We start from the raw sequence: 26,583 nt of genomic DNA on the forward strand, positions 1-26,583 counted from the left end.
GAAAACTTCTGGAAGGAAGCAACATTGGCTGCTGCCTCGGTCTCCAAGGCTAAACCCTCCGCGGCAAACACCGTCAGCTGGCGGGAGGTCACCCCGTCCGCCGTAGTCCTCATCACCGGACCTGAGGAGTACCTCGGAATCCGTGCCATGGACCGCATACGTTCCCACGTGCGGTCAGCGGCGCCGGACGTGGAAATCAGCAAGCTTAATGCCGGCAGCTACGAATCCGGATCCCTCGCCATGACCGTCACGCCGTCGTTGTTCGATGAAGCCAAGCTCATCGAGATCGAGGGCCTCGAGTCCATGAACGATGCCTTCCTTGCCGATGCCCTGGCCTACCTCGCACAGCCGGAGAACGACGTCGTGCTGGTCCTTCGGCACGGAGGCGGGACGCGGGGTAAGAAGCTTCTGGATGCCGTGAAGTCCTCCGGGTGGCCCGTTGTGGACTGCCAACCTTTGAAAAAGGACGCCGAAAAAACAGCATTCGTCGTTTCGGAATTCAAGGCAGGCGGGCGCCGCATCGAAGCGGAAGCTGTCCAAGCCCTCGTCAACGCCGTCGGGGCCAGCCTCTCGGAGCTTGCCGCGGCGTGCAACCAGCTCATCGCGGATGCCACCACCCCAGTGGATGCAGCCACGGTAGAGCGATACTACGGCGGCCGCGTGGAAGCCACGGCATTCAAAGTTGCCGATGCCGCCATGGCCGGCAATGGACCGCAGGCCCTGTCCAGCCTCCGGCATGCACTGGCCACCGGAGTCGACCCCGTGCCCCTCGTTGCCGCGCTTGCCGCAAAGCTCCGCACCCTCGCCAAGGTTGCAGGCGCACAAGGATCGTCAGCACAGATCGCCAAGCAACTCGGCATACAGCCATGGCTCGTGGAACAGGCCCAGCGGGATGTCCGGCGCTGGACTCCGGACGGCCTGATCCGCTCGATCCAAGTCACCGCGGAAGCGGACGCCCAAGTCAAAGGCCTCTCCCGCGATCCCGTGTACGCGGTCGAACACGCCGTCACGGTCATTGCTACCTCAGCCCGGGGCCGCTAGCCCACGCGCGACTCCCAGATTCTTGGACGACACAAGCAATCCGTGGCGACGCCCGAATCCACGCGTCCCAGGTCCTTTTGCGCGTCGTGAGTCGATTAAATACTTGAGGCCGGCACCCAGGGGTGCCGGCCTCACGTTCAGCTCAGTCGAACTGGGAAAACCTTAGAGTGCGTTGACCTTTTTGGAGATCGCCGACTTGCGGTTTGCGGCGTTGTTCTTGTGAATAACGCCCTTGCTGACAGCCTTGTCCAGCTTGCGGCTGGCAGCAACAAGAGCCTTTGCAGCGGCATCCTTGTCCGTGGACTCAACGGCGGTGGCAACGGCGCGGATGGCCGTCTTCAGCTCAGACTTGACAGCGTTGTTACGCAGGCGAGCCTTCTCGTTGGTGAGGATGCGCTTCTTCTGGGACTTGATATTAGCCACGTGTGTGAACTCTCTTTTTAATGCGGAAATTGGTCTAGAGGGTTATCAGGTTGGCCATCGACTGAGCGGCGTGGGGATGCCTATGGCAGCCAACCATGAGTGCCCGTCGACCTGCACGGACACACAGCCATAAATATTATCAGACTCATCGCTTTTCCGGGGATTTGGCATCTAGGCCGAGTCGTGTCGCCCGCCCAGCCTCCGCGCCACGAGCTGGAAAGTGCGTTGGTCCAGGATGGCGCCCTCGCGCCGCACGTCCGAAGGGTTGATCCGCACCACCCGGTCCACCTTGACTTCGCTGGGCCGCCCCTGCCGGTCCCAGGCACCCGTGCCAATGTCGACGTAGTCTTCGGAGCGGTAGCCGTCGTCGTGGTCTTTGCTGGTGAGCATCAGCCCGAGCAGCCACCCGCCGTCGCGCCCTATCAAGAGGACCGGCCGGTCCTTGCCCCGCGAATGGTCCTCTTCGTAGGGAACCCAGGACCAGACGATCTCTCCGGGATCCGGCTTGCCGTCGGGGTTGGGGGAGTATCGCGGAGACACCGTGCCCCGGAAGTCACCCGGATATGGACGGGCAAGCCGCCCGACGCCGGTGCCTGCGTTTCGGTTCCGGAGTGCGTTGTTTGCCGTCCCGGCTTGCGGCGGCCGGCGGGGGCGCGTGCCCGCGGGGGATCCGAAGGCCCGTCGAAGGTAGCCCAGGGAGCCCTTGAGGAGCATGCCAAGGAAATGTGTGTCCGATGCCATGGAACTACCGTACTTTCCTCGATGTTCCTCGTTGCGCAAGCACCGCAGCGGCTAACGTTTCCGAGCACTTGTTCACAATGCGTCGGCGCTTGATCACCGTGCACAACCGGCGCCGCGTTCATGGGAGACTATAAGTTCAGATATGCGGCGTCGGCCGGAATGGTGAAGACCAGTCCGGGGCGGAGCCGTGTGAGTATCGACAGTAAGGATCCTGCGTGTCTCCCATGGCCCGCACCGCACCGGTGCCCGCCGCGACAGATCCGGCCATCATCCGGAACTTCTGCATCATCGCCCACATCGACCACGGTAAATCCACCTTGGCCGACCGCATGTTGCAGTACACCGGCGTCGTTAAGTCCCGCGACATGAAGGCCCAGTATCTGGACCGAATGGATATCGAACGCGAGCGTGGCATCACCATCAAGTCCCAGGCTGTCCGCATGCCCTGGGAACTCGACGGCACCAGCTATGCCCTGAACATGATCGATACCCCTGGCCACGTTGACTTCACCTATGAGGTTTCCCGTTCCCTTGCCGCCTGTGAAGGTGCAGTCCTTCTGGTGGACGCAGCTCAGGGCATCGAAGCCCAGACGCTGGCAAACCTCTATCTGGCGATGGAAAACAACCTCACCGTCATCCCGGTGCTCAACAAGATTGACCTCCCGGCCGCCCAGCCCGAAAAGTACGCCGCGGAACTCGCCAACCTGATCGGTGGCGATCCCGAAGACGTGCTGCGCGTATCCGGCAAGACCGGGGTCGGAGTGGAGGCCCTCCTGGACAAGATCGTCCGCGATCTGCCGGCTCCTGTAGGGGACCCCAGCGCCCCGGCCCGCGCCATGATCTTCGACTCCGTTTACGACACCTATCGCGGTGTAGTCACCTACGTCCGCGTGGTGGACGGCATGCTGCATCCGCGCGAGCGGATCCAGATGATGTCCACCCGCGCCACCCACGAGCTCCTCGAAATCGGTGTCAGCTCCCCGGAACCCACTCCTTCCAAGGGACTGGGCGTCGGCGAAGTGGGCTACCTGATCACCGGGGTGAAGGACGTCCGCCAGTCGAAGGTCGGCGACACCGTGACCAATCTGGCCAAGCCGGCAGCGGAGTCCCTTGCCGGTTACGCCGACGCGAAGCCCATGGTCTTCTCCGGCTTGTATCCCTTGGACGGCACGGACTATCCGGTGCTGCGGGATGCCCTCGAGAAGCTGATGCTCAATGACGCAGCGCTCGTCTACGAACCGGAGACATCTGCGGCCCTGGGCTTCGGTTTCCGCGTGGGCTTCCTTGGCCTGCTGCACCTGGAAATCACCCGTGAGCGGCTTGAACGGGAGTACAACCTCGACCTTATCTCCACCGCTCCCAACGTTGAGTACGAGGTCACGCTGGAGGACAAGCGGGTCCTCCACGTCACCAACCCGAGCGAATACCCCACCGGCAAGATCGCCGAGGTCCGTGAACCGATGGTGTCCGCCACCATTCTGGCGCCCAACGAATTCGTGGGTGCCATCATGGAGCTGTGCCAGAGCCGCCGCGGCGTCATGGGCGGCATGGATTACCTCTCCGAGGACCGGGTGGAAATCCGGTATCGCCTCCCGCTGGCCGAGATCGTCTTCGACTTCTTCGACATCCTCAAGTCAAAGACCCGCGGCTACGGTTCGCTGGACTGGAAGGCCGACGGCGAGCAGGTTGCCGATCTGGTCAAGGTGGACATCATGCTCCAGGGCGAGCAGGTTGACGCTTTCAGTGCCATCACCCACCGCGACAAGGCGTACGCCTACGGCGTCATGATGACAGGCAAGCTGCGTGAGCTCATTCCCCGCCAGCAGTTCGAAGTGCCCATCCAGGCCGCCATCGGCTCGCGAATCATTGCCCGTGAGAGCATCCGCGCCATCCGCAAGGACGTCCTTGCCAAGTGCTACGGCGGTGACATCACCCGTAAGCGCAAACTTCTGGAAAAGCAGAAGGAAGGCAAGAAGCGCATGAAGATGGTGGGCCGCGTGGAGGTTCCACAGGAAGCGTTCATCGCAGCCCTTACCACCGACGAATCCAAGGACAAGGCCAAGAAGTAATGGGGCTGTTCGCCCGGAACACTCCGGGACCGGAGCGCGTTGAAGAATCGGGCACAGCATGGGCCCCCGGAGGACCCTGTGCCTAGTGTCCTTCCCCTCGGGGATCCGGCACCTGCGGATGGGCTCTTGCCACCGCAGGTGCTCGACGGCGTCGAGTCACGCAAGTTCGGACTGTACGTCCACATACCTTTCTGTGCCGTGCGTTGCGGGTACTGCGATTTCAACACCTACACCGCCACTGAGCTTGGGGGTGGCGCCTCCCAGGACGCCTACGCGTCTACTGCCATTTCGGAAGTGGAGTTCGCCGTCCGGGCCATGGAGGCCTCCGGGCTCCCGCAGCGGCCCCTGAGCACGGTGTTCTTCGGCGGCGGCACACCGACGCTGCTGCCCGCTGAAGATCTGGCACGCATCCTGACGGCCGCCGTCGGGCATTGGGGTCTGGAAACCGGAGCCGAAGTCACCACTGAGGCGAACCCGGACTCGGTGACGCCCGAATCGCTCCAACTGCTCGCAGACTCCGGCTTCACAAGGGTCTCCTTCGGCATGCAGTCGGCGGTCCCGCACGTCCTCAAGGTCCTGGACCGAACCCACACGCCCAGCCGGGTCCCGTTAGTGGTCCAATGGGCGCGCGACGCCGGCTTGGCAGTGAGCCTGGACCTCATCTACGGCACTCCGGGGGAATCGATGGCCGATTGGCAGACCTCCTTGGAGACGGCCCTGTCATACGATCCGGACCACATCAGCGCTTATGCGCTGATTGTGGAAGAAGGCACCAAGCTGGCGGCACAGATCCGGCGCGGAGAAGTTCCCGGCATCGACGACGACGACCACGCCGCCAAGTACGAACTCGCCGATCAGCTGATCAGCGCAGCCGGGCTGGACTGGTACGAGGTCAGCAACTGGTCCAGCACATCCGAACAGGCGTGCAAACACAACCTTGCCTACTGGCGGGGAGACGATTGGTGGGGCATCGGACCCGGCGCGCATTCCCACATGGGCGGCGTCCGCTGGTGGAACGTCAAACACCCCACGGCCTATGCCAACAGGCTCGGTGGCGGAGTGTCGCCCGCCGCTGGACGGGAAACGCTCGACGCCGGAACCCGGGAAGTGGAACGCATCATGCTGGAGGCGCGCCTCGGCACCGGGCTTCAGGTCGATGCCCTCGACAAGGTGGGTCGCCACGCTGTCGCAGGCCTTATTGCGGACGGCCTGGTTGAACCTGCAGCGGCCTTCCAAGGACGGCTTGTCTTGACACTCAAGGGCCGGCGACTGGCTGACGCCGTGGTCCGGCGTATCCTTCCGGAGTAGCTATTTGATCCAGCGGAGGTTGAAGCGGTAGCGGTGCGGTTGCCCGTGGTTGACCCGGATGCCGGCGGACACCGAGAAACACGTCAGCGCCACCCAGATCGCCGTGGCAAGGACAGCGAACAGGTTTCCCACTGCCGGGAGCAAGACCAGGATGTTGGCGAGCACTGCAGCAACCGTTGGAGGCAAGGTGAAGTTCAGCGCTTCCTTGGATTCCTGTGCCGTGAACGGGCCGCGTTCGCGGAAGATCAGGTAGATCAGCAGCGAAGGCACGCAGCCAAGGATCCCGCCGAAATGCGCCAGCGTGGCCCATTGACGGTCTTCCGCGGCTGTTAGGGGCAGCGCGTTGGCAGGAACGCCGTGGTACTGGGATCGGCCAGAGGCGCCGTCCTGTTCGTCAGGAGCGTTGTCTGCCACAGTTTCTTCCTTCAAGTAACAATCGGTGAAGTGTTGCTGTCCCAGAATACTTGCTCGGCGTGTGATCACGGGACCAAGTATCTGACCTGGGGGCGGATATATCGCGTATACCGCGCCTGAGCGGGTTGTGAAGCGAGCGCTGTCCGAAAGGAATCGTCACGGCATGGTGAGGAAATCAATAACTTCTTCGACGCGCCCGAGCAACGATGCCTCCAAGTCCGCATAGCTGTGGACGGCCCCGAGAAGTTTCTGCCAGCCAAGGCCGATGTCCTCGGCCGTCTCGTGGGGCCAGCCGAACGACTTCAGGATGCCGGTCTTCCAATCGGTGCCGCGGGCGATAGTCGGCCATTGTTCGATCCCGAGGACCTTGGGGCGGATGGCCTGCCAGACGTCTACGTAGGGGTGCCCCACGATCAGGACGTTTCCTGCCGCGCCGGGCACCGTCATGGCGTCGGCAGCAATCCGTGATTCCTTCGAATCCCGCACCAGGTGGTCCACGAGGATCCCGAGCCTGCGGCCCGGCCCGGGGGAGAATTCGGCGATAGCGGCCTTGAGATCGTCCACCCCATGCAAAGGCTCGACGACGATGCCCTCGACCCGAAGATCGTCTCCCCAGACCTTCTCCACCAGTTCGGCGTCGTGTTTGCCTTCCACCCAGATCCGGCTTGCCTTGGCGACCCGGGCTCGCTGGTCCGCCACGCGGACGGATCCCGACGCGGTCCTGCCTGGTTGAACCGCACCCTTTCCGGCTGCCGCACGGGGCGCGGGCGGCAGGAGTTTGACTGCTTGCCCATCCAACAGAAACCCGAAGCCCAGCCGGAACGATTTGTTTTTCCCTCGTCGGTCCTCCAGCACCACAATGTGCATGCCGCCGGACTTTTCGACCCTGGTCACGGCCCCGACCCAACCGGATTGCACATCTTCGAGAACCATCCCGCGTTCGACCGGCACCTCGGGCAGCTGCTTCTTGGCGGGCGAGGAGAGATCTTGCGGGCCCCAATTGTCGTAAGACACAGTCTTCACACCACTTTGCGCTAGGAGGATCGATGACGTCCTGGCGATTCCGCAGGACCGCGCGGGAATCATGTTCGCCGCGAGCGGTACCAATGCTAACAACGGGGTGGCTCATACTAGACTTGTTAGCACTTGGGCATGTTGAGTGCTAATTGTTGTTGAGGGCCGGTTAAGGGCCAATCGTTGAAGAACCGGCTGTTGAATGGAGGTGGGCAGTGAGCGAACCACGCAAGCTCGAAGTGTTGCGCGCCATCGTGGAGGACTACGTTCACTCCCGCGAGCCCGTCGGATCCAAAGCCTTGGTCGAGCGGCACCATTTGGGTGTGTCGAGTGCCACCATCCGCAACGACATGGCCCTTTTGGAAGAAGAAGGCCTCATCGCCGCACCGCACACGAGCGCCGGCCGCATCCCGACGGATAAGGGCTACCGCCTGTTCGTCGACCGCATTTCCGAGGTGAAGCCGCTTTCTGCTGCTGAGCGCCGGGCCATCCACTCTTTGCTGGAAGGGCCGGACGACGTCGAGGACATCCTTGAGCGCACCGTCCGCCTGCTCTCGCAGCTGACCAACCAGGTCGCCGTCGTCCAGTACCCGCACGTGAGCCGCGCACGGGTGCGGCACATTGAGTTCGTCCTTCTGGCGCCCCGACAGGTCTTAGTGGTATTGATCGCAGACACCGGCAAAGTGGAACAGGGAGTTGTCCACGCCGGAGCGGATGCCAGCGATGAGGACATCATGGCCTTGCGCGCGCGTTTCCTCGGGAGCATTGCCGGTTCCCAGCTTGATCTGATGACGCAGGTCCTGCCTTCGGTCGTTGCCCTGTGTCCACCGGCGCTCCGGGGGCTTGCGGGCGTCCTTGCCCACGGCCTGGAAAGGCTTGCCGACAGAAGCAGGGACGAACGGATGGTCATGGCCGGCACGGCGAACCTGGCCCGCTCCAACGTGGATTTCCCGCTGAGTATCGGCCCTGTCCTCGAAGCGCTCGAGGAGCAAGTGGTCATGTTGCGACTGCTGTCGGACATGGCTGAGGACCCCCGGGGAGTCACCGTGAGCATCGGTCGCGAGAATCCCTACGACGGTCTCTCCGAAGCCTCAGTGGTTGCCACCGGCTACGGTCCCGGAAGCAGCGCGAAGATCGGCATTCTTGGGCCAACCCGGATGGACTACCCCAACACCATGGCGGCCGTTCGCGCCGTCGCACGCTACCTTTCCCGCATTCTGGGCGGATGACGGCCTCGGCTGGAAACCTCCTGGCAAGATACGCTGTGTAACAGTAAAACAAGGAAGAGATACCGACTTTGAGCAGTCACTACGACGTTCTGGGCGTCTCGCCGGAAGCAACCGGCGAGGAGATCAAGAAGGCCTACCGCAAGCTCGCCCGCAAGCTGCACCCCGATGTAAACCCCGGGGCAGGTGCGGCCGAGGAGTTCAAGGCCGTCACCCACGCCTACGAGGTCCTCTCCGACCCCCAGAAGCGCCGCGTCTATGACGCTACGGGCAACGAGAACGGGACCGACAACGGTTTCGGCGGAGGGTACGCAGGCCAAGGATTCGCCTTCCAAGACATTTTCGACACCTTCTTCGGCGGAGGAGGCGGCGGCATGCAAGGACCCGCGTCGCGCATGCGCCGCGGCCAGGATGCCCTGATCAGCGTCCGTATCGATTTGCGGGAGGCCGTCTTCGGCGTCAACAAGAAGCTTGAGGTCGATACCGCGGTCATCTGTCCCACGTGCGAGGGCTCATGCTGCCGTGCGGGCACCCACCCCGAGCGTTGCGACATCTGCGGTGGCTCGGGTCAGGTCCAGCGGGCTGTGCGTTCCATCCTCGGCCAAGTCATGACCGCCGCACCGTGTGGCTCATGCGAGGGCTTCGGCTCCATCATCAAGGACCCTTGCAATGAGTGCAACGGCCAGGGCCGCATCCGCAGCCGCCGTTCGCTGACCGTCAAAGTGCCAGGCGGCGTGGCCACCGGAACACGCATCCAGTTGTCGTCGCAAGGCGAAGCGGGCCCCGCCGGTGGCCCTCCCGGCGACCTCTACGTGGAGATTCGGGTCAACAACGATCCCACTTACGTGCGTGAAGGCGACGATCTGCACGCAACCCTGAGCGTCCCCATGACAGCCGCCGCACTCGGTACTGAGCTGCAGCTTGACACTTTTGACGGACCCCAGGAGATCGACGTCAAGTCCGGCACACAGTCCGGCGAGGTCATTACCCTGCGCGGGCTGGGCGTCACCCATCTCCGCGGCTACGGGCGCGGAGACCTCAAGGTGCACCTGCACGTTGAGACGCCCGGCAAGCTCGACCCCGCACAGGAAGATTTGTTGCGCCAACTCGCCAAAATGCGCGGAGAGCAGTTCACCGAGGGCAAGCTCGTGGCCAGCGGTGGCATGTTCGCGAAACTGCGGGACAAGCTCGGTAACCTGTAGCGGTGAGCAACCCCGTATTCTTCACAGCAGCCGGAACGCTGGACGGGCTCGGGCGTGGCGATGTTTTCGTACTCGAAGGAGCCGAAGCAAGGCACGCTGTTACCGTCAAGCGACTGGAGATCGGTGAAGCAGTTGACATTGCCGACGGCGTCGGCAAACGGCTGACGGGAACCGTGACTGAATCGGGCCAGGGAACCCTCACGGTTCTTGCCTCGGATGTGGTGGAGGAACAGCAGCCGAGGGTGCGGCTTGTGCTGGTCCAGGCCCTCGCCAAGGGCGATCGCGACGAGCTCGCCGTCGAGACGGCAACGGAACTCGGGATCGACGCGGTCGTGCCCTGGCAGGCAGAACGCTCCATCGTCCGTTGGAAGGGCGACCGGGCAGCCAAAGCCCACGCGAAGTGGCAATCCGTGGCCACCGCGGCCGCCAAACAAGCGCGGCGAGCGTGGATTCCGGAAGTGCGTGCCGCCGTCGACGGTTCCGGCTTGATTTCGGCTGTCGCCGCCGCGGATCTGGCGATCATCCTCCACGAGGACGCAAAGCGCCCCCTGCGGGACGTGCTGGAGACGTGGCAGGAGCACCTTCCTGACACGGACGACGACGCCGGACGGGAAGTCCTGCTCATTGTTGGCCCGGAGGGTGGTATTTCGCCGCGCGAAGTGACCAAGCTCAGCGACGTCGGCGCCGTCACCGCTCTCTTGGGGCACCACGTCCTTCGCTCATCGACGGCAGGACCGGCCGCCGTCGTGCTCGCCAGTGACATACTCGGGCGCTGGTAGCCAAGACTCTCTGTGAGGATTGGGGAGGTGAGGATTGGGGAGGCGCTGGCCGCGTACCGGAATCAGCGGACGTTGAAGGAGCGGGTATCCGTAGCGATATCCGCGTCGTTGGGTCCCACTAGGGAAACACGCAACTCATAGCGGCCCGTTCCGAGCCCCACAGTGAGGGTGAAAACTCCGCCCTGTCCTGCCACGGTGGAGGCGGTGGTCTGACCGGCCAGATAGGATGTTTTCTCGCCGTTGGAGTTCTCGCGAAGGATCTGCCAGTGCAGTTTCTTTGAGGGGTCGGTGCTGCGCCCGTTGAACTTCACCGGACCGGCAGGCAAGGTCAGATCCTCTTGCGGGTCGATGATCCAGACGGGAGCCACCATGGCAGCGTCGCGGACCATCGCGTCTCCGAGTTTCACTTGTCCGAACGCCAGATAGTCCGTGTGCCCGTCCACCAAGATGGCCACCTTGATTTGCTGACCGGAATCGATCAGTCCCGAACTCGCCGCAGCAGCGGTTGCGGTGTAGACGAGTTGTTGGACCGCCCGCTGCGCCATGCCGGGGTCGAGGTTGGAATTGAACGCGTCGCGGGAAACATCTACGGTGACCACGTTCTTGCCGGAAATCGACGTTGCCAAGCTGCTTGGATTCTGCCACGGCGTGAAGAAGTCGTGGTCCAGCGGCTTCTGGGACATCATGATCCGCAGGGCCGTGGTGATGGGGTTCTCGTTGCCCGGGTTGTCGCGGAATTCGCGATACAGGAACGTGTCCTGGTCGCTCCGTCCAATCCAATACACCGGAATCTTGTTTGAGGCCTGGGTTGTTTCTAGCGGAGCGTTATTGTCCGGGGCAGCCTGCAGGCTGGCAGGCGGACTCGGGAGCGGCGTTGTCGATCCCTGTTCCGTGCGATCGGCGACGCACGCCGAAAGGGACAAGGCAGCCGTCAGCGAGGCCACAAGCACGGCGGATCGAATCCGGGTGCGTGTGCCCTGTGAAATGCCGGCTGGCCTGGTGATGGTGGATTCCTGCTCGTGTTCGGCCGCTGCAGTGCGGAGGAGTCATGCGCCCGATGGCGGGCACAGGGGCATTTTTGCCCATTAATCAGCTTGTCATAGAGTGACCGGCGCTGACCGGCGATTCGATGCCCCGGAGGGCAACTGCAATCCGATTGATACGAGGTCGATGCGGAGTTGATACCAAAAACGGCAAGGTCCGGCTGTTCGACGCTGTGCTCGATACTCGCTGGCATCACCTCGGACACCGGCTGGCGTAGGATTGAAAGCAATCCGAGGCCCGCGATCCTGCGCCCATCCAGCGAACGGACATCGGAGCAAAATCGATGGACATGACCAAGCCGGAGGAGCACAGGCCACAAGGCCAGCACTATGACAGAATCATTGAACGGGCGGCCCAGGGCCAGCAGCGTAGACACAGGTCCGGCCGAGTTCCCACACTCTGTCCCGGGTGCCCGGACGGAAGTTGTTGTCTTCGACGACTCTGATCAGATGGTTCAGACCCTTGGTAGCCATGACGAGGCGCTGCGCTACATTGAAGCCCAGTTCCCCGGCGTCGATTTTCATGTCCGTGGCAACGAGCTCTCTTTCAGCGGGCCGGCCAGCGATGTCCCCAGGATCATGCGCCTGCTTGAAGAAGTCCGCGGCCTGGTGAGCAAGGGGACGGTTATCACCCCGGACGTGCTTCAGCAGCTCGTTTCCTTGTTGCGCAGCCAGTCCCTGCAAAACCCCGTGGAAGTCCTGACCCACAATATTCTTTCCAGCCGCGGACGCACCATTCGGCCCAAGACGCTGAACCAGAAGAACTATGTCGACGCCATTGACGACAACACAGTGATCTTCGGGATTGGCCCTGCCGGCACCGGTAAGACGTACTTGGCAATGGCCAAGGCAGTTCAGGCACTGCAGCTTAAGGAAGTCAGCCGCATCATCCTGACCAGGCCAGCCGTCGAGGCGGGGGAGCGTCTCGGCTTCCTGCCCGGAACACTGAGCGACAAGATCGATCCGTATCTGCGTCCTTTGTACGACGCCCTGCACGACATGATGGACCCGGAATCGATCCCGCGCCTCATGGCGGCCGGGACAATTGAGGTCGCGCCGCTTGCCTACATGCGCGGCCGCACGCTCAACGACGCGTTCATCATCCTCGATGAAGCCCAGAACACCACCGCGGAACAGATGAAGATGTTCCTGACCCGGCTTGGATTCGGTTCCAAGATGGTTGTCACGGGCGACGTCACCCAAGTGGATCTGCCCTTCGGCGCCACGTCCGGCCTGCGCATCGTGCAGGAAATCCTCCAGGGGATCGATGACGTGAACTTTACGATGCTGGACGCTTCCGACGTCGTCCGGCACCGTTTGGTGGCCGACATTGTGTCCGCATACAGCATATGGGACGAAAAGCATCGGGTGCGTGCCCAGCACGCGCCCACGCACGACAAACGGGGAGAGCACCGATGAGCATCGAGGTCAACAACGAGTCCGGCATCCAGGTGGACGAGGCACAATTGGTAACGCTTTCGCGTTTCATTTTCGAACGGCTCTACATTCACCCCCAGGCCGAACTTTCCATTCTCCTCGTGGATGAGCCTGCCATGGAGAAGCTCCACATCGAGCTCATGGACGAGCCGGGCGCAACCGATGTACTGTCCGTTCCCATGGACGAGCTGACGCCGGGAACACCAGGCAAGCCGGCTCCCCAGGGCATGCTGGGCGACATCGCGATCTGCCCGCAGGTGGCACAGGTCCAAGCGCGCAACGCGGGTCATTCGACCCAGGATGAAATGCTCCTGCTCTGCACCCACGGAATCCTCCACCTCCTTGGCTTCGACCATGCCGAGCCGGAGGAGAAGGAAGAAATGTTCGCTCTGCAGCGTGAGCTCCTCTCCGGGTTCCTTGGCAAAGACGCCCCCATGGAGACCATGCAGTGACCTCAGTCATCCTGGTTGGCATGGCCTTGGTGTTCCTTAGCGTCGTTGGCCTGCTGACCGCGGCGGAGGCTGCCTTCACCTTTCTGCCGCGGCACGATGCAGAGCAAGCCGTCGTCAGGAGCCGGGGGAATTCGCTGCGCAGTATCCTTGACCAGCCCATTGCCCACATTCGCGCGCTGCGATTCTGGCGGGTCTGGTTCGAGATGGCGGCGGCCGTGGCTGTCGCAGTGGTCATGCATAGTCTCCTCGAGAACGTTTGGCTTGCCGGATTGGCCGCAACCGGCATTATGGCCGTGATCGGTTTCGTGCTGGTAGGGGTCTCGCCCCGGCAACTAGGACGCGCCCACCCGGGCAGCGTGGTTCGCTACTCGGCTCCGCTCATCCGGTTCCTGTGCTGGATCCTGGGGCCCATTCCTGGATGGCTCGTCGCGATCGGGAGCGTCGTGGCCCCTGGTGCTCCGAGCGGCGACGAGGCATTCTTCAGCGAGGAAGAATTCCGTGAGCTCGTCGACAGGGCCTCGGAGTCGGACATGATCGAGGACAGCGAGGCCGAACTCATCCAGTCGGTCTTCGACTTCGGAGACACCTTGGTCCGCTCGGTGATGGTCCCTCGGACGGATATTGTGTGCATAGATTCCGGCTCGAGCCTGGAGCAGGCCATGGCCCTGTTCCTGCGCTCCGGATACTCAAGGATTCCCGTGATCGGGGAGAACGCAGATCAGATCCGCGGCATCCTCTATTTGAAGGATGTTGCCGCTGCATTGCACCGTCCGGAACAGCCGTCAGTGCGCCAGAACGTGGATGCCTTGGTACGCGAGGCACGTTTCGTTCCGGAGTCCAAGCCTGTGAGCGAACTCCTCAGCGAGCTTCAGCAGGAATCCACCCACGTTGCCGTGGTCATTGACGAGTACGGCGGCACTGCGGGACTGGTGACGCTGGAGGACCTCATTGAGGAAATCGTGGGGGAGATCGTTGATGAGTACGATTCCACCGATGCGGAGGTCACTGATCTGGGAGATGGCACGTACCGGGTCAGCTCACGGATGAGCATTGACGACCTCGGAGAGCTCTTCGACATTGACCTTGACGACGACGAAGTGGACACCGTGGGCGGCCTCTTGGCCAAGACCCTGGGGAAAGTCCCGATTGTCGGCAGCGCGGTGGAGGTGGGCGGGATCTCGTTGAAAGCCGATAGGCTGGAAGGCCGGCGAAACCGGGTCAGCCATATCATTGCGGCAGCCATTCCAAAAGAAGACACTGACCTTGAAGACCTTCTCGACGAGGCCGACACAACGCAACAGGGAGTTCCACGTGAGCAAGCACAATAAGAAGTTCGACGCCGATCAGGACTTCGGCGGCTTCCACGCAGGTTTCTCGGTTCTTGTGGGCCGTCCCAATGCGGGAAAGTCGACCCTCACCAACGCTTTGGTCGGCCAGAAGGTCGCCATTACCTCGGCAAAGCCGCAGACCACCAGGCACACTATCCGCGGCATCGTTCATCGCGAGGATGCCCAACTCATCCTCGTGGACACTCCGGGGTTGCACCGCCCCCGCACCCTTCTTGGCAAGCGGCTCAACGACCTCGTCGCGGACACCCTCTCCGAAGTGGATGCCATTGGCTTTTGCCTCCCGGCCAACGAGAAGATCGGTCCGGGTGACAAGTACATCGCGGCCCAGCTCGCTGCCGTCGGACGCAAGCCCATCATTGCACTTGTCACCAAGACCGATCTCGTGGACCGTCAGGCCCTGACCGAGCAGCTCCTGGCCGTAGCCGCGCTGGGCCGCGAAGTCCTCGGCGAGCAAGGCTGGGCGGATATCGTTCCGGTTTCTGCAGCCGACGGCTTCCAGGTCAATACAGTTGCCGACGTCCTCATAGGGCACTTGCCGTCCTCTCCGCCTCTTTACCCTGACGGTGAACTTACGGATGAGCCCGAAGCCGTCATGGTCGCCGAACTGATCCGGGAAGCCGCCTTGGAGGGCGTCCGGGACGAGCTTCCGCACTCACTGGCAGTGGTGGTCGAGGAAATCGTCCCGCGCGAAGGCCGTTCCGAGGACAATCCGCTCCTTGATGTGCGGGTCAATCTCTACGTCGAACGTCCGTCCCAGAAAGCCATCATTATCGGTAAAGCCGGAAGCCGCCTGCGGGAGGTCGGGACTAACGCCCGCAGGGGGATCGAAGCTCTCCTCGGGACCAAGATCTACCTCGACCTGCATGTCAAGGTGGCCAAGGACTGGCAACGCGATCCGAAGCAACTCGTGAAGCTGGGGTTCTAGAAGCTGGGGAGTTTTCCCAGTTTGGGCCCGTAAGATGGTCCGAATCCCGTTTCCGAGGAAAGGTTGAGCGAGTAGTGCAACGTCGCGATGCGCGCGTACAGGGGGCCGGCACTGTTGGTGCAACGGGCGCTGCACGCCATGGAGAACCCCCCGGCACCCCCCGCCACATGCATGCTTTCAAAGGGCTGCCGGGTTGGCTCAAGATTACTGCGGCCGCTGTGAGCGTACTGCTCATCGCTGGATTCGTTTTCGCTGCCTACTGGGTCATCCGCTTGCAGTCCAACATCAGCAAAGCACCCTTGACGGCAGGCGCCACTCGGACTGAGGCCGCCGCCAACGATGCCACGGACCGCTTGCAGATCCTGATCCTTGGGTCCGACACCCGGGACGGGAAGAACTCGCAATACGGTTCCACGCAGGACTCCACGGGCTACGGTCAGTCGGATGTCATGATGCTGCTGGACATTTCGGCGGACAACAAGAGGGTGAGCCTCACCAGTTTCCCCCGCGATCTCCTGGTAAATGTCCCGCAGTGCACCGACCCCAAAACCAACACGGTCTATCAACCCCATTCCAACGTCATGATCAACTCGGCCATGGCGGAGGCTGGCATTGGCTGTGCGGTTGACACCGTGAACAAGCTCACCGGACTGGAAATCGACCATTTCATGATGGCTGATTTCAACGCTGTCAAGGAACTGTCCAACGCCGTGGGCGGAGTCGATGTATGTGTGAGCGATGCTGTCTACGACCCCGATTCCGGGCTCCGGCTCCCTCAGGGAACCTCGAAGGTCCAAGGCGAGCAGGCCCTGGCCTTCTTGCGGACGCGTCATGGTTTTGGAGATGGAAGCGACCTTGGACGCATTCAGGCGCAGCAGGGGTTCCTTTCCTCACTGACCCGCAAGATCAAATCCGACGGAACCCTCAGTAATCCTCAGAGCCTGCTGTCCATCGCTGACGTCGTGACAAAGAACCTCACGGTGGATGACGGGCTGGCATCCGTCCAGTCACTCCTGACCATCGGGAGCCGACTCAAGGACGTCGACCTGTCCAAGGTGGCCTTCGTCTCCGTCCCGACCCAGCCGGCCGCTGTCGATCCGAATCGCCTCGAGCTGGCCCAGCCGCAGGCCACCCAACTGTTTGCCGCGATGAAGGCGAACCTGGACCTGACTACCCCCGGAGCTACCGCCGCCCCTTCGGCCAGCGCTTCGCCGGCTCCATCAAGCACCCCGTCGGCCCCCAGCGCGCCTGCCTACAATAAGGCCATTCAGCCCGTAACGGTTGCCGACGGGACGGGGATCGCAGCCCGGGGCCAAGAGATCGCAGCAGCCCTGGTTGGCGGTGGATTCACCAAGGCGGCGCACTTCCTCGCGGCGGCCGTGCCCAAGACGGTCATCTACTATGGACCCGGCTACGCCGACGTTGCGCCGGATGTCGCGAATCAACTCGGGATCCCGGCTTCCCAGATGGAATTGTCCAACGGAGTTGTCGGAGTCCAGGTCTACATCGGCAGTGACTTCGATTCCGGAACCAAATATGGAGTTGCCTCCGTTCCGGCCGACATCGTCAAGCAGACTGCCGGCGACGTGAAGTGCCAGACCGTCAACCCGGCGCTCATCGCGAGGTAGCAACACCGGAACACCTGAGACGCAGCGAAGGGAGCGGTCACCACAGGGCTTGTGGTGACCGCTCCCTTCTGTTGGCAGAGCCGGTGACGCTTACCAGATGCTCACGCGATCCTCCGGTGGTAACCACATTCCATCCCCGGCTTCCACCGAGAACGCCTCATGGAAGGAGTCGAGGTTTTTCGCGATGGCATTCGTGCGGAACTCGTTGGGGGAGTGCGGGTCCGTGGCGACGCGCCGGATGGCTTCCTCGGGCCGGATGACCTGGCGCCAGCCTGCAGCCCAGGACATGAAGAAGCGTTGCTGGCCGGTGAGCCCTTCGAGAACAGCCGGTTCCGCGCCATCAAGGCTCAGGAGGTAGGCCTTGTAGGCGATGGTCAGGCCACCCAGATCGCCGATGTTTTCGCCTAGCGTGAGCTTGCCGTTGACCTTGTGTTCGGGAGCGGCGTAAGGCGCAAGTGCGTCAAATTGGGCGACAAGCTTGGCCGCCAGTGCTTCGAAGGCCTTGCGGTCTTCCTCGCTCCACCAATTCCGCAGCGCTCCGCTTCCGTCAAACTGGGAGCCCTGGTCGTCGAAGCCATGGCCGATCTCATGGCCGATGATGGCGCCGATGCCGCCGTAGTTGACGGCGTCGTCAGCCTCCGCGGTGAAGAAGGGCGGTTGCAGGATCGCGGCCGGGAAGGCAATCTCGTTCAGCATCGGGTGGTAGTAGGCGTTGACCGTCTGCGGGGTCATGAGCCATTTGTCGAGATCGACCGGCTTGCCGATTTCATCAAGATGGCGGTCGACGTCGGCGTCGTGCGCCCGCTCCACGTTCCCCAGCAAATCAGCTGGATCGATGTCGACGGCGGAATAATCTATCCATTTGTCCGGAAAGCCGATCTTCGGCCGGAAAGCTTCCAGTTTCTTCAACGCTTCCGCTTTGGTATCTTCGCCCATCCAGTCGAGGGCGGTGATGCTTTGGCGATAAGCCTCGATCAGCCTGGCAACCAGCGTCTGCATCCTGGCCTTGTAGCCTTCGGGGAAATGGCGCTCCACATAGATCTGCCCCACAGCCTCGCCCAGCGCGGCTTCGACGACGGCGACTCCCCGCTTCCAGCGGTCCTTGTTCTGCGGCGTGCCACTCAAGGTAGTGCCATAGAAATCGAAGTTCGCGTCAACGAAGGCCGACGACAGATAGGGGGCCGCGGCATTGAGCACCCGCAGGGCCAGCCATTCCTGCCATGCGGCAAGGGGCTCGGACTCGACGAGCGCGGCCGCACCGGAGAAGTAATCAGGCGTGCTCACCACCAACTCGGTGACTTTGTCTCCCTCGATCCGCGCTGAGTGGAACCATTCATCCAGGTAGGGGAAAAGTTCGCGGCTCTGCTCCGCAGTCTTGAGGTTGTAGGTCTTCTGCGGATCACGGAGGGTGACGTTGTCCCAATGGTGCGAGGCAAGGGCCTTTTCAAGGGCGACGACGCGTGCGGCTGCTGCGTCGGCGTCGGGAATGTGTGCCAAGCCGAAGAGCCTGGCGACGTACTTGGCGTACGCCTCGACGATCGGCTCGAACTTCTCGTCCCGATAGTAGGACTCGTCCGGAAGGCCCAGCCCGCCTTGGCCGATGTACAGCAGGACCCGGTCCGGGTTCCCGGCGTCGGGGGCCGGATAGATGGAGAAGAGACCAGAGACATCGGAACGGAACAACCGCCCCGTCAACGCAACAACCTCGGGGGGCGAAGCCGTTGCAAAGACCTCATCGAGCCGGGCGCGGATGGGCTCCAGGCCTTTGGCCTCGGCGGAATCCTCATCCATGAAGCTGTTGTAGAGCTCGCCGATCTTGCGTTGGATTCCGCTGGCGTCCTCGCCCTTTGCGGCTGCTTCCTCGATGATCGCCTTTACTGCCAGTTCAGCGCCATCGCGCAACGCGGTGAATGTTCCCTCCAACGGGCGGTCATCCGGAATGACGGTCGACTTCAGCCACGATCCATTGACGTGCTGATAGAGGTCGTCCTGCGGCCTAACACTTTCATCGATGTTGGTCAGTGTGATCCCCGATTGTGGCACTAGAACTCCTTCGGACGACGAGCGGAACAGGCTATCCACCGTTACCGCGTCTGCATGGTGGACGTTGCTTCAGGTATTGCATTGTCATCATACGCACCCGTGTTACTGTGAAATGGTGCGTGCAGGAATGCTTCTCCTTAGCTGCCGCGGCGGGGCCTCGAAGGCGATCATTCGCTAGGCCGACCCTCGCTGCGGAGTTAGCTATGCCCGGCCAATCTTCCATCAAAGATTAAGAGAAAAGGCCCTAAGTCATGCGTAACGCACAAAAGCCCTCCGGAATGCCAACTCATCGGTACCTGCCTTTCCAGGACCTGATCAACGTGGAACTGCCGGACCGGACGTGGCCGGACAAGGTCATCACCAAGGCTCCGCGCTGGTGCGCCGTGGATCTGCGTGACGGCAATCAAGCCCTGATCGATCCCATGAGCCCCGCCCGCAAGCTGAAGATGTTCCAGCTGCTTGTCAATATGGGCTACAAGGAAATCGAGGTCGGCTTTCCGTCTGCTTCCCAGACCGACTTCGACTTCGTCCGCCAGCTCATCGAAGGCGGCCATATCCCGGATGACGTCTCCATCCAGGTGCTGACCCAGGCTCGCGAGCATCTGATCGAGCGTACCTACGAATCCCTCGCTGGCGCCAAGCAGGCCATCGTCCACTTGTACAACTCCACGTCGGTCCTCCAGCGCCGCGTCGTGTTCAACCAGGACGAGGACGGCATCCTGGACCTTGCCCTCCAAGGTGCCCGTTTGTGCAAGAAGTACGAGGAGACTCTTACGGACACCCACATCACGTACGAGTACTCCCCGGAGTCCTTCACGGGAACCGAACTCGAGTACGCAGCGCGCGTTTGCAACGCCATTGCCGACGTTTTCGAAGCGTCCGCCGACAAGCAGATCATCATCAATCTGCCCGCCACCGTGGAAATGGCCACGCCCAATGTCTACGCCGACTCGATCGAGTGGATGCACCGGAACCTGCACCCGCGGGACGGGATCATCATCTCCCTCCACCCCCACAACGATCGCGGCACCGGCGTCGCCGCGGCCGAGCTGGGCTACCTGGCCGGCGCCGATCGCATCGAAGGCTGCTTGTTCGGAAATGGCGAGCGTACCGGCAACGTGGACCTCGTTACCCTGGGCTTGAACATGTTTGTGCAAGGCGTCGATCCGATGATCGATTTCTCGGACATCGACGAAGTCCGTCGGACAGTGGAGTACTGCAACCAACTGCCGGTCCCCGAACGTTCGCCGTACGGTGGCGACCTCGTGTTCACGGCATTTTCCGGTTCCCACCAGGACGCCATCAAGAAGGGTTTCGAAGCCCTCGAAAAGGACGCCGCCGCGGCGGGCAAAGCCGCCGACGACTTCACCTGGCAGGTTCCGTATCTGCCGATTGATCCCAAGGATCTGGGCCGAAGTTACGAAGCCGTCATCCGCGTCAACTCCCAGTCCGGCAAGGGGGGCGTGGCCTACTTGCTCAAGAACGAGCACAGCCTGGACCTGCCCCGCCGGGCACAGATCGAATTCTCCGGCGTTATCCAACACCGTACGGATACCGTGGGCGGCGAGGTCAGCGGGGCGCAGCTGTGGGCGATGTTCCAGGACGAGTACCTGCCCGCCAGCACTGCCGATGGCCAATGGGGACGCTACTCGCTGGGCTCCATCCGCACCGAAACCGATGAATCCGGCGAGCTGACCCTGCACGCGGCCCTGCGCGTGGACGGTACCGTCGTCCAGCGAACGGGCACAGGCAACGGACCCATCGCGGCACTGCTGGACATCTTGCGTGAAGACGGCGTGGACGTGCGAGTCCTCGACTACACCGAACATGCGCTCTCGGAAGGTGGCAGCGCCACCGCCGCAGCATATGTTGAATGCGCCGTCGGCGAGCGCGTCCTCTGGGGCGTCGGCATCGATCCCAACACGAGCACCGCTGCGCTCAAGGCAGTCATCTCTGCCGTCAACCGCGCCATCAGGGCCGTCCGGGCATAACCAGTGTGCTGTGCGGCGCCGTCAACACGGCGCCGCACAGCACGGCCGGTCCCGAGAACGGCCGGTGTGGTGCGAAGATTAACTGTGGCCAATCCTTCGTTTGCAGCGCGATCCTATCGGGACGATGCCGTAGTGCTGCGTACTCACAAGCTGGGCGAAGCGGACCGCATCATCACCCTGCTGACGAAGCACCACGGCCAAGTAAGGGCCGTTGCCAAGGGCGTGCGGCGTACCTCCAGCCGCTTCGGTGCCCGGCTGGAGCCCTTCATGGTGGCAGACCTGCAACTTATCTCCGGCCGAAACCTGGACATTGTCACCCAGGCTGTTGCCAAAGGAGCCTATGGAAGCTCCATCGCCGCCGACTACTCCCGGTATACCGTGGCTGCGGTCATGACCGAAACGGCAGAGAAACTGACCGACGCCGACGTCGATTCGGGGACCGCCCAGTACAACTTGCTGGTGGGCGCTCTTGCCTCGCTGAGCCGTTCGGACCATCCGCCGGAACTCATTCTTGATTCATACCTCCTCCGTGCCCTGGCCACCGGCGGTTGGGCACCCAGTTTCACCAATTGCGCGCGCTGCGGGGCGGCTGGTCCACACACCGCTTTCTCCGCTCCCTTGGGCGGAATGATCTGTAGCAATTGCCGCCCGCCCGGTTCGCCGGCGCCCGCGCCCGCGACGGTGATCCTTTTGGCCGCCCTGCTGACGGGGGACTGGGCCACGGCCGATGGATCCGAAAGCGTTCACCGCCGCGAAGCGGCGGGTTTGGTGGCCAGCTACTTGCAATGGCATCTTGAACGAGCATTGAAGTCCCTCAAACATGTGGAGCGAAGCTGACAGTGGCACTGGGAAAAAAGAAGACAGCAACGGCACGGACAACCCCGGTAATGGCCCCTTACCACCATCCTTCAGGTGCCAGGCCTCCGGCGATTCCCGCCGAACTGATACCGCGCCACGTCGCCATCGTCATGGATGGCAACGGCCGTTGGGCAAACCAGCGCGGCCTGCCGCGCATCGAGGGCCACAAAGCCGGGGAGCCCGCCCTGCTCGATGTGATGGCCGGGGCGATCGAACTCGGCATCAAGTACGTCAGTGTCTATGCGTTCTCTACGGAAAACTGGCGCCGTTCGCCGGAAGAAGTGCGCTTCCTCATGGGATTTAACAAAGACGTGCTACGTCGGCAGCGCAACCAGCTCGACGAGTGGGGAGTGCGGATTCGCTGGGCGGGGCGACGGCCCCGGCTGTGGGGTTCCGTTATCAAGGAACTCGAGGAAGCCGAGGAGTACACACGCGGCAACGACACATGCACTTTGACCATGTGTGTTAACTACGGCGGCCGCGCCGAAATCGCCGATGCCGTGGCCGCTATTGCCCGGGATGTTGCCGACGGCCGCCTGAAACCCGGCTCTGTCACTGAGAAGACCATCCAGAAATATCTGGATGAACCGGATCTTCCCGATGTGGACCTGTTCCTGCGCAGCTCCGGTGAGCAGCGGCTCTCCAACTTCCTCCTGTGGCAATCTGCATACGCGGAGTTCGTCTTCATGGACACGTTGTGGCCGGACGTCGACCGCAGGACGTTGTGGGACGCCGTCGAAATCTACGCCAAACGGGACCGCCGCTACGGCGGTGCCGTTGACGCCGCGACCCACTGAGCACAGTCAGTCCGGATAGGAAGCCAACCAGATGGCGACGTCCCGGTAGGCCTGCTGGCGGACAGTGCGCCTTGACAGGAACACATCGTGAATGGCTCCCGGATAGCGGAACACTGCCGTCCGCCGGCCGAGGCCCAGTGCCCGGCGCGCAGTCTGTTCGACGTCGATGACGGCGTCGACGCGCATGAGTTCAGCGCTCCACTCGGCCTGGATCCGCGTACGGCCGGAAAGCAGCACCAGCACCGGAGCATCGATATTGAGTTTGCGCTCGACGGCGGCGTGTCCCGCCAGGACTGCTTTTGTCCAGCCTGCACGGATCGGGAAAGAAGCCCGGGGCCGCCATTCCGGATCGAGGGTCCATTCCCCGTGGGCCAGGTTGCTGACGCTTTCCCAATAGGCCGGCATCTCGGGGAAGCGGAAAGGCCGTTTGGGGTCGGTGCGCGCAAATGGTTCCACCACGTGCATCGCTATGCTGCGGATCAGGCTGCTCCCTTGAAGTTCCAGCCACGGCGAATTCAAGGTCAGCGTGGCAATGCGGCCGGGGTTCCTGTCAGCCCAAAGCGCAGCAATCAGGCCGCCCAGGGAATGTGCCAACAGGTGAACGGTGGGAATGTCCGTACTTCCGGTCCGCTCAGCAACGTCCTGTTGTATGGCAAGTAGGGCAGCGTCGAGGTCTTCGTCATAAACGGCCAAGTCGGTGGTGTAGCCGGGGGTCTGAGCTGGCCGCAGGCTCCGCCCGAACTTGCGTAAGTCAAGGGCATAGAAATGGAATCCCGAAGCACCCAGGAATTCGGCTAGTTCCGTCTGCAGGAAATAGTCGGCCCAGCCGTGCAGATACAGCACTACACGCGGCGGGCCCCCGGTGACGGGTACGTCGTGCCGGCGTCGGCGTCTGGTGAAAGCTGCCAGAGCATCCAGAAGCCCGTGTGGAACGGACTGGGTGGCCACCGGGCGGACGTGCCGGATGAGCGTTGCGCAAACCGGTCCTTCTTCATCGGGTGAGAGTTCAAGCTCAAAGGTTTCGAAACCAGGGCCTAAATAGTCTTGTTGCCAAACAGGCAACCCCAGCTCCGTGGTCATGGCACGTCCCCCGTCCCGCCACGCTCGAGTCCGGCCGGAGGTTCCGGCTGCGGTCCACTGGAAATGTATCCGTGAATCCATCGTGCGAGCCTCGCGTAGGCATCGGCGCGCACCGGACCGGCGGACAGGAACACATCATGGAGTCCGCCATCGACTCGTTCCAAGGTGACGGTCCGGCCAAGGGTCATGGCACGGACGGCCATGGTGTTGACGTCCAATACTGCGTCGGAATGACGCATGGACTCCTGCCAGACCATGCCATTGGCACTTGCACCGGAGATCAGCACCAGGATCGGAATGTCTATTCCAAGTCCCCGGGCCACCCTCGTGTGGCCACTGAGTACTGCGCTGAGCCATCCGGCCCGCATGGGGAATGCCAAGGGCGGCCGGTACTTGTCGTCGAGGAGCCATTCGCCCTCCGCCGAGCTGCTGATGCTGCGGTAGTAGAAGCCTCGCTCGGGCAGGCGCAGGATGGTCTTCGGGCGGAACCGTGCGAGCGGTTTCACCATGGTCTGGGCTGCACGGCGGACCATGGAACTTCCGTGCATTTCAAGCCATGGGCTATTGAGGACGAGGAACTGGACAGCACCGGGATGCCTGCTGACCCACAGCGCCGCCACAAGGCCACCGGTGGAATGCCCCATGAGTGTCAACGGACCAGGCGCCTCCCCGAGAGGATCGCAGGCACGGATCATCTCTATGGTTTTGCTGATTTCGGCGTCATAGTCGTCCAAGTGCTCTACGTAACCGCCAGGCGTTTCTGCCTGCAGGCTGCGGCCGTGGTTGTGCATGTCCAGCGCGTAGAACCGGAAGCCCTGTCCCGTCCAAAACTGCGCCAGGGCGACGTTGAAGAAATAGTCGCTCCAGCCGTGGAGGAACAGTACGGAACCATTGGCAGCCCGCGGGCGGGAACCGCCCGCGGCTTGGTGCGGGACATGACGGACCAAGGTCGCACGCCGGAGCACTCCGTCGGGTCCAGCCGCCTCGAACGCGCAACTTTCAAAGTCCGCACCGAGGATGTCGGTCTGCCATTCCATGGGATCAGCTTAGACACTCGCCGCGGCATCATGCCCGGCTGCGCGTCCAGAGAACAGGCAGCCGCCCAGGAAGGTTCCTTCCAATGCCCGATAGCCATGAACTCCTCCACCGCCGAAGCCCGCTGCCTCGCCCGCCGCGTACAAACCCGGGACTGGAACTCCGGAACCGTCCAGGACCTGTGAATGCAGGTCCGTCTGGAGTCCGCCGAGGCTCTTGCGTGTGAGCACGGAGAGCCGAACTGCGAGGAGCGGACCGTGCTTCGGATCGGTGAGGCGGTGCGGAGGGGCCACTCGCATGATCTTGTCGGTCGCGAAGCGCCGGGCCGCACGGATGGCACCGAGCTGCGGATCCTTGCCCAGCCGGCTTGCCACTTGCAGGTCCCGGTCCCGGATGAGCGACGCGAGCTGACAGGGATCTATCAGCGCCGTACCGGTCAAAGAGTTCATTTTCGACGCCAGTTCCACGGCAGTAGCGGCCTGCAGGAAATCCACGCCACGGTCCAGAAACACGCTTAGAGGCGACTCGCTGCGGGGGTTGAGCCGCGAAGCCAAGAGGCTGAGGTCCTTGCCCGTGAGGTCCGGGTTCTGTTCCGAGCCCGACAGGGCGAATTCCTTCAAGGCGATGGCGCGGTTGCACACGAACCACGAATGTCCGTGTCCACTCGCCTGGATATGTCTGAGCGCACCAAGCGAGTCGAACCCTGGAAACAGCGGCGCTGGCAGTTGCCGTCCCTCCGCGTCAATCCAGAGCGACGACGGTCCTGGCAGGATCCGAATGCCATGCAAGGGCCAGACGGGGGAGTGGTTGCGGATGCCTTCGGGATAGTGCCACATGCGGTCGCCATTGATGAGCCTTCCGCCGGAGGCTGCCGCCGCAGCCAGGAAGTCACCGTCGACGGATGCAGGCACGCCGCTCAGCATGTGCTCCGGCGCTGCAGCATCCGGCCATTGCTTCCGCACCGTTGCATGGTTTCCGCCGATTCCACCTGTCGTGACGATGATGGCGCCCCCGGTCGCCTCAAAGCTTCCGACGACGATCCTCGAGGACGATTCACCGCGTCCGGATCCGGACGGCTGAAGAACGTCGCCGCTGACCCCGGTGACGTGGCCCGTCGTCGTCGTGATTTCCGTGGCGCGATGCCGGAAGTGGAGCGATACCCTGCCGTTCGTTACGCCTTCTTGCACCTTCGCGAGGAAGGGTTCCACGATTCCCGGGCCCGTGCCCCACGTCACGTGGAACCGCGGGACTGTATTTCCGTGGCCCTGCGGCCCATAGCCGCCACGCTCGGCCCACTGCACCAGTGGAAAGAACCGCACACCCAACGCGCTCAGCCATCGTCGCTTCTCGCCGGCGGCAAAGTCGACGTACGCTTTTGCCCAACGCTTGGCCCAGGTATCCTCCGGTCTGTCGAAGGCCGCGGACGCCAACCAGTCGCCTAAGGCAAGCTCAGCGCTGTCCCGCACGCCCAATCTGCGCTGTTCGGGGGAGTTGACCAGGAACAATCCGCCGAAAGACCAGTGTGCCTGGCCACCCACTGAAGCAGCGGGTTCCTGGTCGAGGACAGCAACCCGTTTGCCGTCCGCGTAGGCCTGCGCGGCGGCGACCAGTCCTGATAGTCCCGCACCAATGACGACGACATCGGCTTCGATGATTGCCTTGGAGTGAACTCCATCACGCGGATTGCTCGGCATTCGTACATGCTACCGCCCGGTAACCGCTCCGGTT

At 62.7% G+C, this 26,583-nt stretch carries 24 protein-coding genes; 15 read left to right on the forward strand and 9 right to left on the reverse strand.

All coding sequences use genetic code 11. From position 1 onward, the window contains the following. Positions 1 to 24 precede the first annotated feature (24 nt). Positions 25 to 1,041 (forward strand): DNA polymerase III subunit delta, encoded by a 1,017-nt coding sequence (gene holA / locus ABD884_RS12010; RefSeq protein WP_345046001.1) that lies wholly within the window; start codon positions 25 to 27, stop codon positions 1,039 to 1,041. 162 nt (positions 1,042 to 1,203) lie between these two features. Here holA and rpsT read toward each other — a convergent pair whose 3' ends face one another. Together rpsT and ABD884_RS12020 are read right to left on the reverse strand one after the other, a co-directional pair. After that, positions 1,204 to 1,464 carry a 30S ribosomal protein S20 gene (gene rpsT, locus ABD884_RS12015; protein WP_028267110.1) on the reverse strand — a complete coding sequence of 87 codons (261 nt, stop codon included), beginning with the start codon at positions 1,462 to 1,464 and terminating at the stop codon, positions 1,204 to 1,206. A 171-nt stretch (positions 1,465 to 1,635) separates the two neighbouring features. Further along, on the reverse strand, positions 1,636 to 2,205 hold the full coding sequence (locus tag ABD884_RS12020) for a type II toxin-antitoxin system PemK/MazF family toxin (RefSeq protein ID WP_345046002.1): 570 nt from the start codon (positions 2,203 to 2,205) through the stop codon (positions 1,636 to 1,638). Here ABD884_RS12020 and ABD884_RS12025 point away from each other — a divergent pair. From ABD884_RS12025 to hemW, 3 genes are all read left to right on the forward strand, one after another. Further along, complete coding sequence (locus ABD884_RS12025) at positions 2,199 to 2,339, forward strand: hypothetical protein (protein ID WP_345046003.1); 141 nt, start codon at positions 2,199 to 2,201, stop codon at positions 2,337 to 2,339. The genes ABD884_RS12020 and ABD884_RS12025 overlap by 7 nt on opposite strands. Before the next feature lie 81 nt (positions 2,340 to 2,420). Further along, positions 2,421 to 4,274, forward strand: coding sequence for a translation elongation factor 4 (lepA, locus tag ABD884_RS12030; protein WP_345046004.1), 1,854 nt, complete (start codon positions 2,421 to 2,423; stop codon positions 4,272 to 4,274). Between the two features lie 78 nt (positions 4,275 to 4,352). Further along, complete coding sequence (gene hemW, locus ABD884_RS12035) at positions 4,353 to 5,582, forward strand: radical SAM family heme chaperone HemW (protein ID WP_345046005.1); 1,230 nt, start codon at positions 4,353 to 4,355, stop codon at positions 5,580 to 5,582. Here the strand turns inward: hemW and ABD884_RS12040 are convergent, their stop codons facing one another. Next, entirely contained in the window at positions 5,583 to 5,996 is a 414-nt protein-coding gene (locus ABD884_RS12040; protein WP_345054766.1) for a DUF4870 domain-containing protein, read from the reverse strand. Positions 5,997 to 6,152: 156 nt separating this feature from the next. After that, entirely contained in the window at positions 6,153 to 7,010 is an 858-nt protein-coding gene (locus tag ABD884_RS12045; RefSeq protein ID WP_345054769.1) for a DUF3097 domain-containing protein, read from the reverse strand. A 215-nt stretch (positions 7,011 to 7,225) separates the two neighbouring features. Between ABD884_RS12045 and hrcA the strand changes: the two genes are divergently transcribed. From hrcA to ABD884_RS12060, 3 genes are all read left to right on the forward strand, one after another. Next, complete coding sequence (gene hrcA / locus ABD884_RS12050; protein WP_028267104.1) at positions 7,226 to 8,239, forward strand: heat-inducible transcriptional repressor HrcA; 1,014 nt, start codon at positions 7,226 to 7,228, stop codon at positions 8,237 to 8,239. Positions 8,240 to 8,307: 68 nt separating this feature from the next. Further along, positions 8,308 to 9,438, forward strand: a complete 1,131-nt coding sequence (gene dnaJ, locus ABD884_RS12055) for a molecular chaperone DnaJ (RefSeq protein ID WP_345046006.1) — start codon at positions 8,308 to 8,310, stop codon at positions 9,436 to 9,438. Positions 9,439 to 9,440: 2 nt separating this feature from the next. Continuing rightward, on the forward strand, positions 9,441 to 10,217 hold the full coding sequence (locus ABD884_RS12060) for a 16S rRNA (uracil(1498)-N(3))-methyltransferase (RefSeq protein ID WP_345046007.1): 777 nt from the start codon (positions 9,441 to 9,443) through the stop codon (positions 10,215 to 10,217). A 62-nt stretch (positions 10,218 to 10,279) separates the two neighbouring features. Here the strand turns inward: ABD884_RS12060 and ABD884_RS12065 are convergent, their stop codons facing one another. Then, positions 10,280 to 11,167: a GerMN domain-containing protein gene (locus tag ABD884_RS12065; protein WP_345046008.1), complete on the reverse strand. Its 888-nt coding sequence runs from the start codon at positions 11,165 to 11,167 to the stop codon at positions 10,280 to 10,282. Between the two features lie 423 nt (positions 11,168 to 11,590). Between ABD884_RS12065 and ABD884_RS12070 the strand changes: the two genes are divergently transcribed. The 5 genes from ABD884_RS12070 to ABD884_RS12090 all read left to right on the forward strand — a co-directional run bounded on the left by ABD884_RS12070 (position 11,591) and on the right by ABD884_RS12090 (position 17,051). Further along, positions 11,591 to 12,679 carry a PhoH family protein gene (locus ABD884_RS12070; protein ID WP_345046009.1) on the forward strand — a complete coding sequence of 363 codons (1,089 nt, stop codon included), beginning with the start codon at positions 11,591 to 11,593 and terminating at the stop codon, positions 12,677 to 12,679. Beyond that, positions 12,676 to 13,149 carry an rRNA maturation RNase YbeY gene (ybeY, locus tag ABD884_RS12075; protein WP_345046010.1) on the forward strand — a complete coding sequence of 158 codons (474 nt, stop codon included), beginning with the start codon at positions 12,676 to 12,678 and terminating at the stop codon, positions 13,147 to 13,149. The genes ABD884_RS12070 and ybeY overlap by 4 nt, the downstream gene beginning before the upstream one ends. Then, the gene (locus tag ABD884_RS12080) at positions 13,146 to 14,477 is read left to right on the forward strand and encodes a hemolysin family protein (protein ID WP_345046011.1); all 1,332 of its coding nucleotides are present in this window, start codon (positions 13,146 to 13,148) and stop codon (positions 14,475 to 14,477) included. Before ybeY ends, ABD884_RS12080 begins: the two co-directional genes overlap by 4 nt. Further along, positions 14,461 to 15,423, forward strand: coding sequence for a GTPase Era (gene era / locus ABD884_RS12085; protein WP_345046012.1), 963 nt, complete (start codon positions 14,461 to 14,463; stop codon positions 15,421 to 15,423). The genes ABD884_RS12080 and era overlap by 17 nt, the downstream gene beginning before the upstream one ends. 167 nt (positions 15,424 to 15,590) lie before the next feature. Further along, positions 15,591 to 17,051, forward strand: coding sequence for an LCP family protein (locus tag ABD884_RS12090; protein ID WP_345046013.1), 1,461 nt, complete (start codon positions 15,591 to 15,593; stop codon positions 17,049 to 17,051). Between the two features lie 90 nt (positions 17,052 to 17,141). On the opposite strand, the gene ABD884_RS12095 is transcribed toward ABD884_RS12090, so the two are convergent. After that, a complete protein-coding gene (locus ABD884_RS12095; protein ID WP_345046014.1) occupies positions 17,142 to 19,094 on the reverse strand; it encodes a M13 family metallopeptidase in 1,953 nt (650 codons plus the stop codon). Positions 19,095 to 19,345: 251 nt separating this feature from the next. Between ABD884_RS12095 and leuA the strand changes: the two genes are divergently transcribed. The 3 genes from leuA (at position 19,346) to ABD884_RS12110 (ending at position 22,740) form a co-directional block, all read left to right on the forward strand. Next, complete coding sequence (leuA, locus tag ABD884_RS12100) at positions 19,346 to 21,085, forward strand: 2-isopropylmalate synthase (protein WP_345046015.1); 1,740 nt, start codon at positions 19,346 to 19,348, stop codon at positions 21,083 to 21,085. Positions 21,086 to 21,169: 84 nt separating this feature from the next. Next, positions 21,170 to 21,922: a DNA repair protein RecO gene (recO, locus tag ABD884_RS12105; RefSeq protein WP_345054773.1), complete on the forward strand. Its 753-nt coding sequence runs from the start codon at positions 21,170 to 21,172 to the stop codon at positions 21,920 to 21,922. 2 nt (positions 21,923 to 21,924) lie between these two features. Continuing rightward, positions 21,925 to 22,740: an isoprenyl transferase gene (locus ABD884_RS12110; RefSeq protein ID WP_345046016.1), complete on the forward strand. Its 816-nt coding sequence runs from the start codon at positions 21,925 to 21,927 to the stop codon at positions 22,738 to 22,740. A 6-nt stretch (positions 22,741 to 22,746) separates the two neighbouring features. On the opposite strand, the gene ABD884_RS12115 is transcribed toward ABD884_RS12110, so the two are convergent. From ABD884_RS12115 to ABD884_RS12125, 3 genes are read right to left on the reverse strand one after another with little or no spacing between them, the layout of a single operon-like run. After that, a complete protein-coding gene (locus tag ABD884_RS12115; RefSeq protein ID WP_345046017.1) occupies positions 22,747 to 23,820 on the reverse strand; it encodes an alpha/beta hydrolase in 1,074 nt (357 codons plus the stop codon). Next, the gene (locus ABD884_RS12120) at positions 23,817 to 24,857 is read right to left on the reverse strand and encodes an alpha/beta hydrolase (protein ID WP_345046018.1); all 1,041 of its coding nucleotides are present in this window, start codon (positions 24,855 to 24,857) and stop codon (positions 23,817 to 23,819) included. The genes ABD884_RS12115 and ABD884_RS12120 overlap by 4 nt, the downstream gene beginning before the upstream one ends. Positions 24,858 to 24,866: 9 nt before the next feature. Further along, positions 24,867 to 26,549, reverse strand: a complete 1,683-nt coding sequence (locus ABD884_RS12125; protein ID WP_345046019.1) for an FAD-binding dehydrogenase — start codon at positions 26,547 to 26,549, stop codon at positions 24,867 to 24,869. Positions 26,550 to 26,583: the final 34 nt, after the last annotated feature.

This window comes from Arthrobacter methylotrophus (assembly GCF_039539965.1).
Lineage (GTDB): Bacteria > Actinomycetota > Actinomycetes > Actinomycetales > Micrococcaceae > Arthrobacter > Arthrobacter methylotrophus.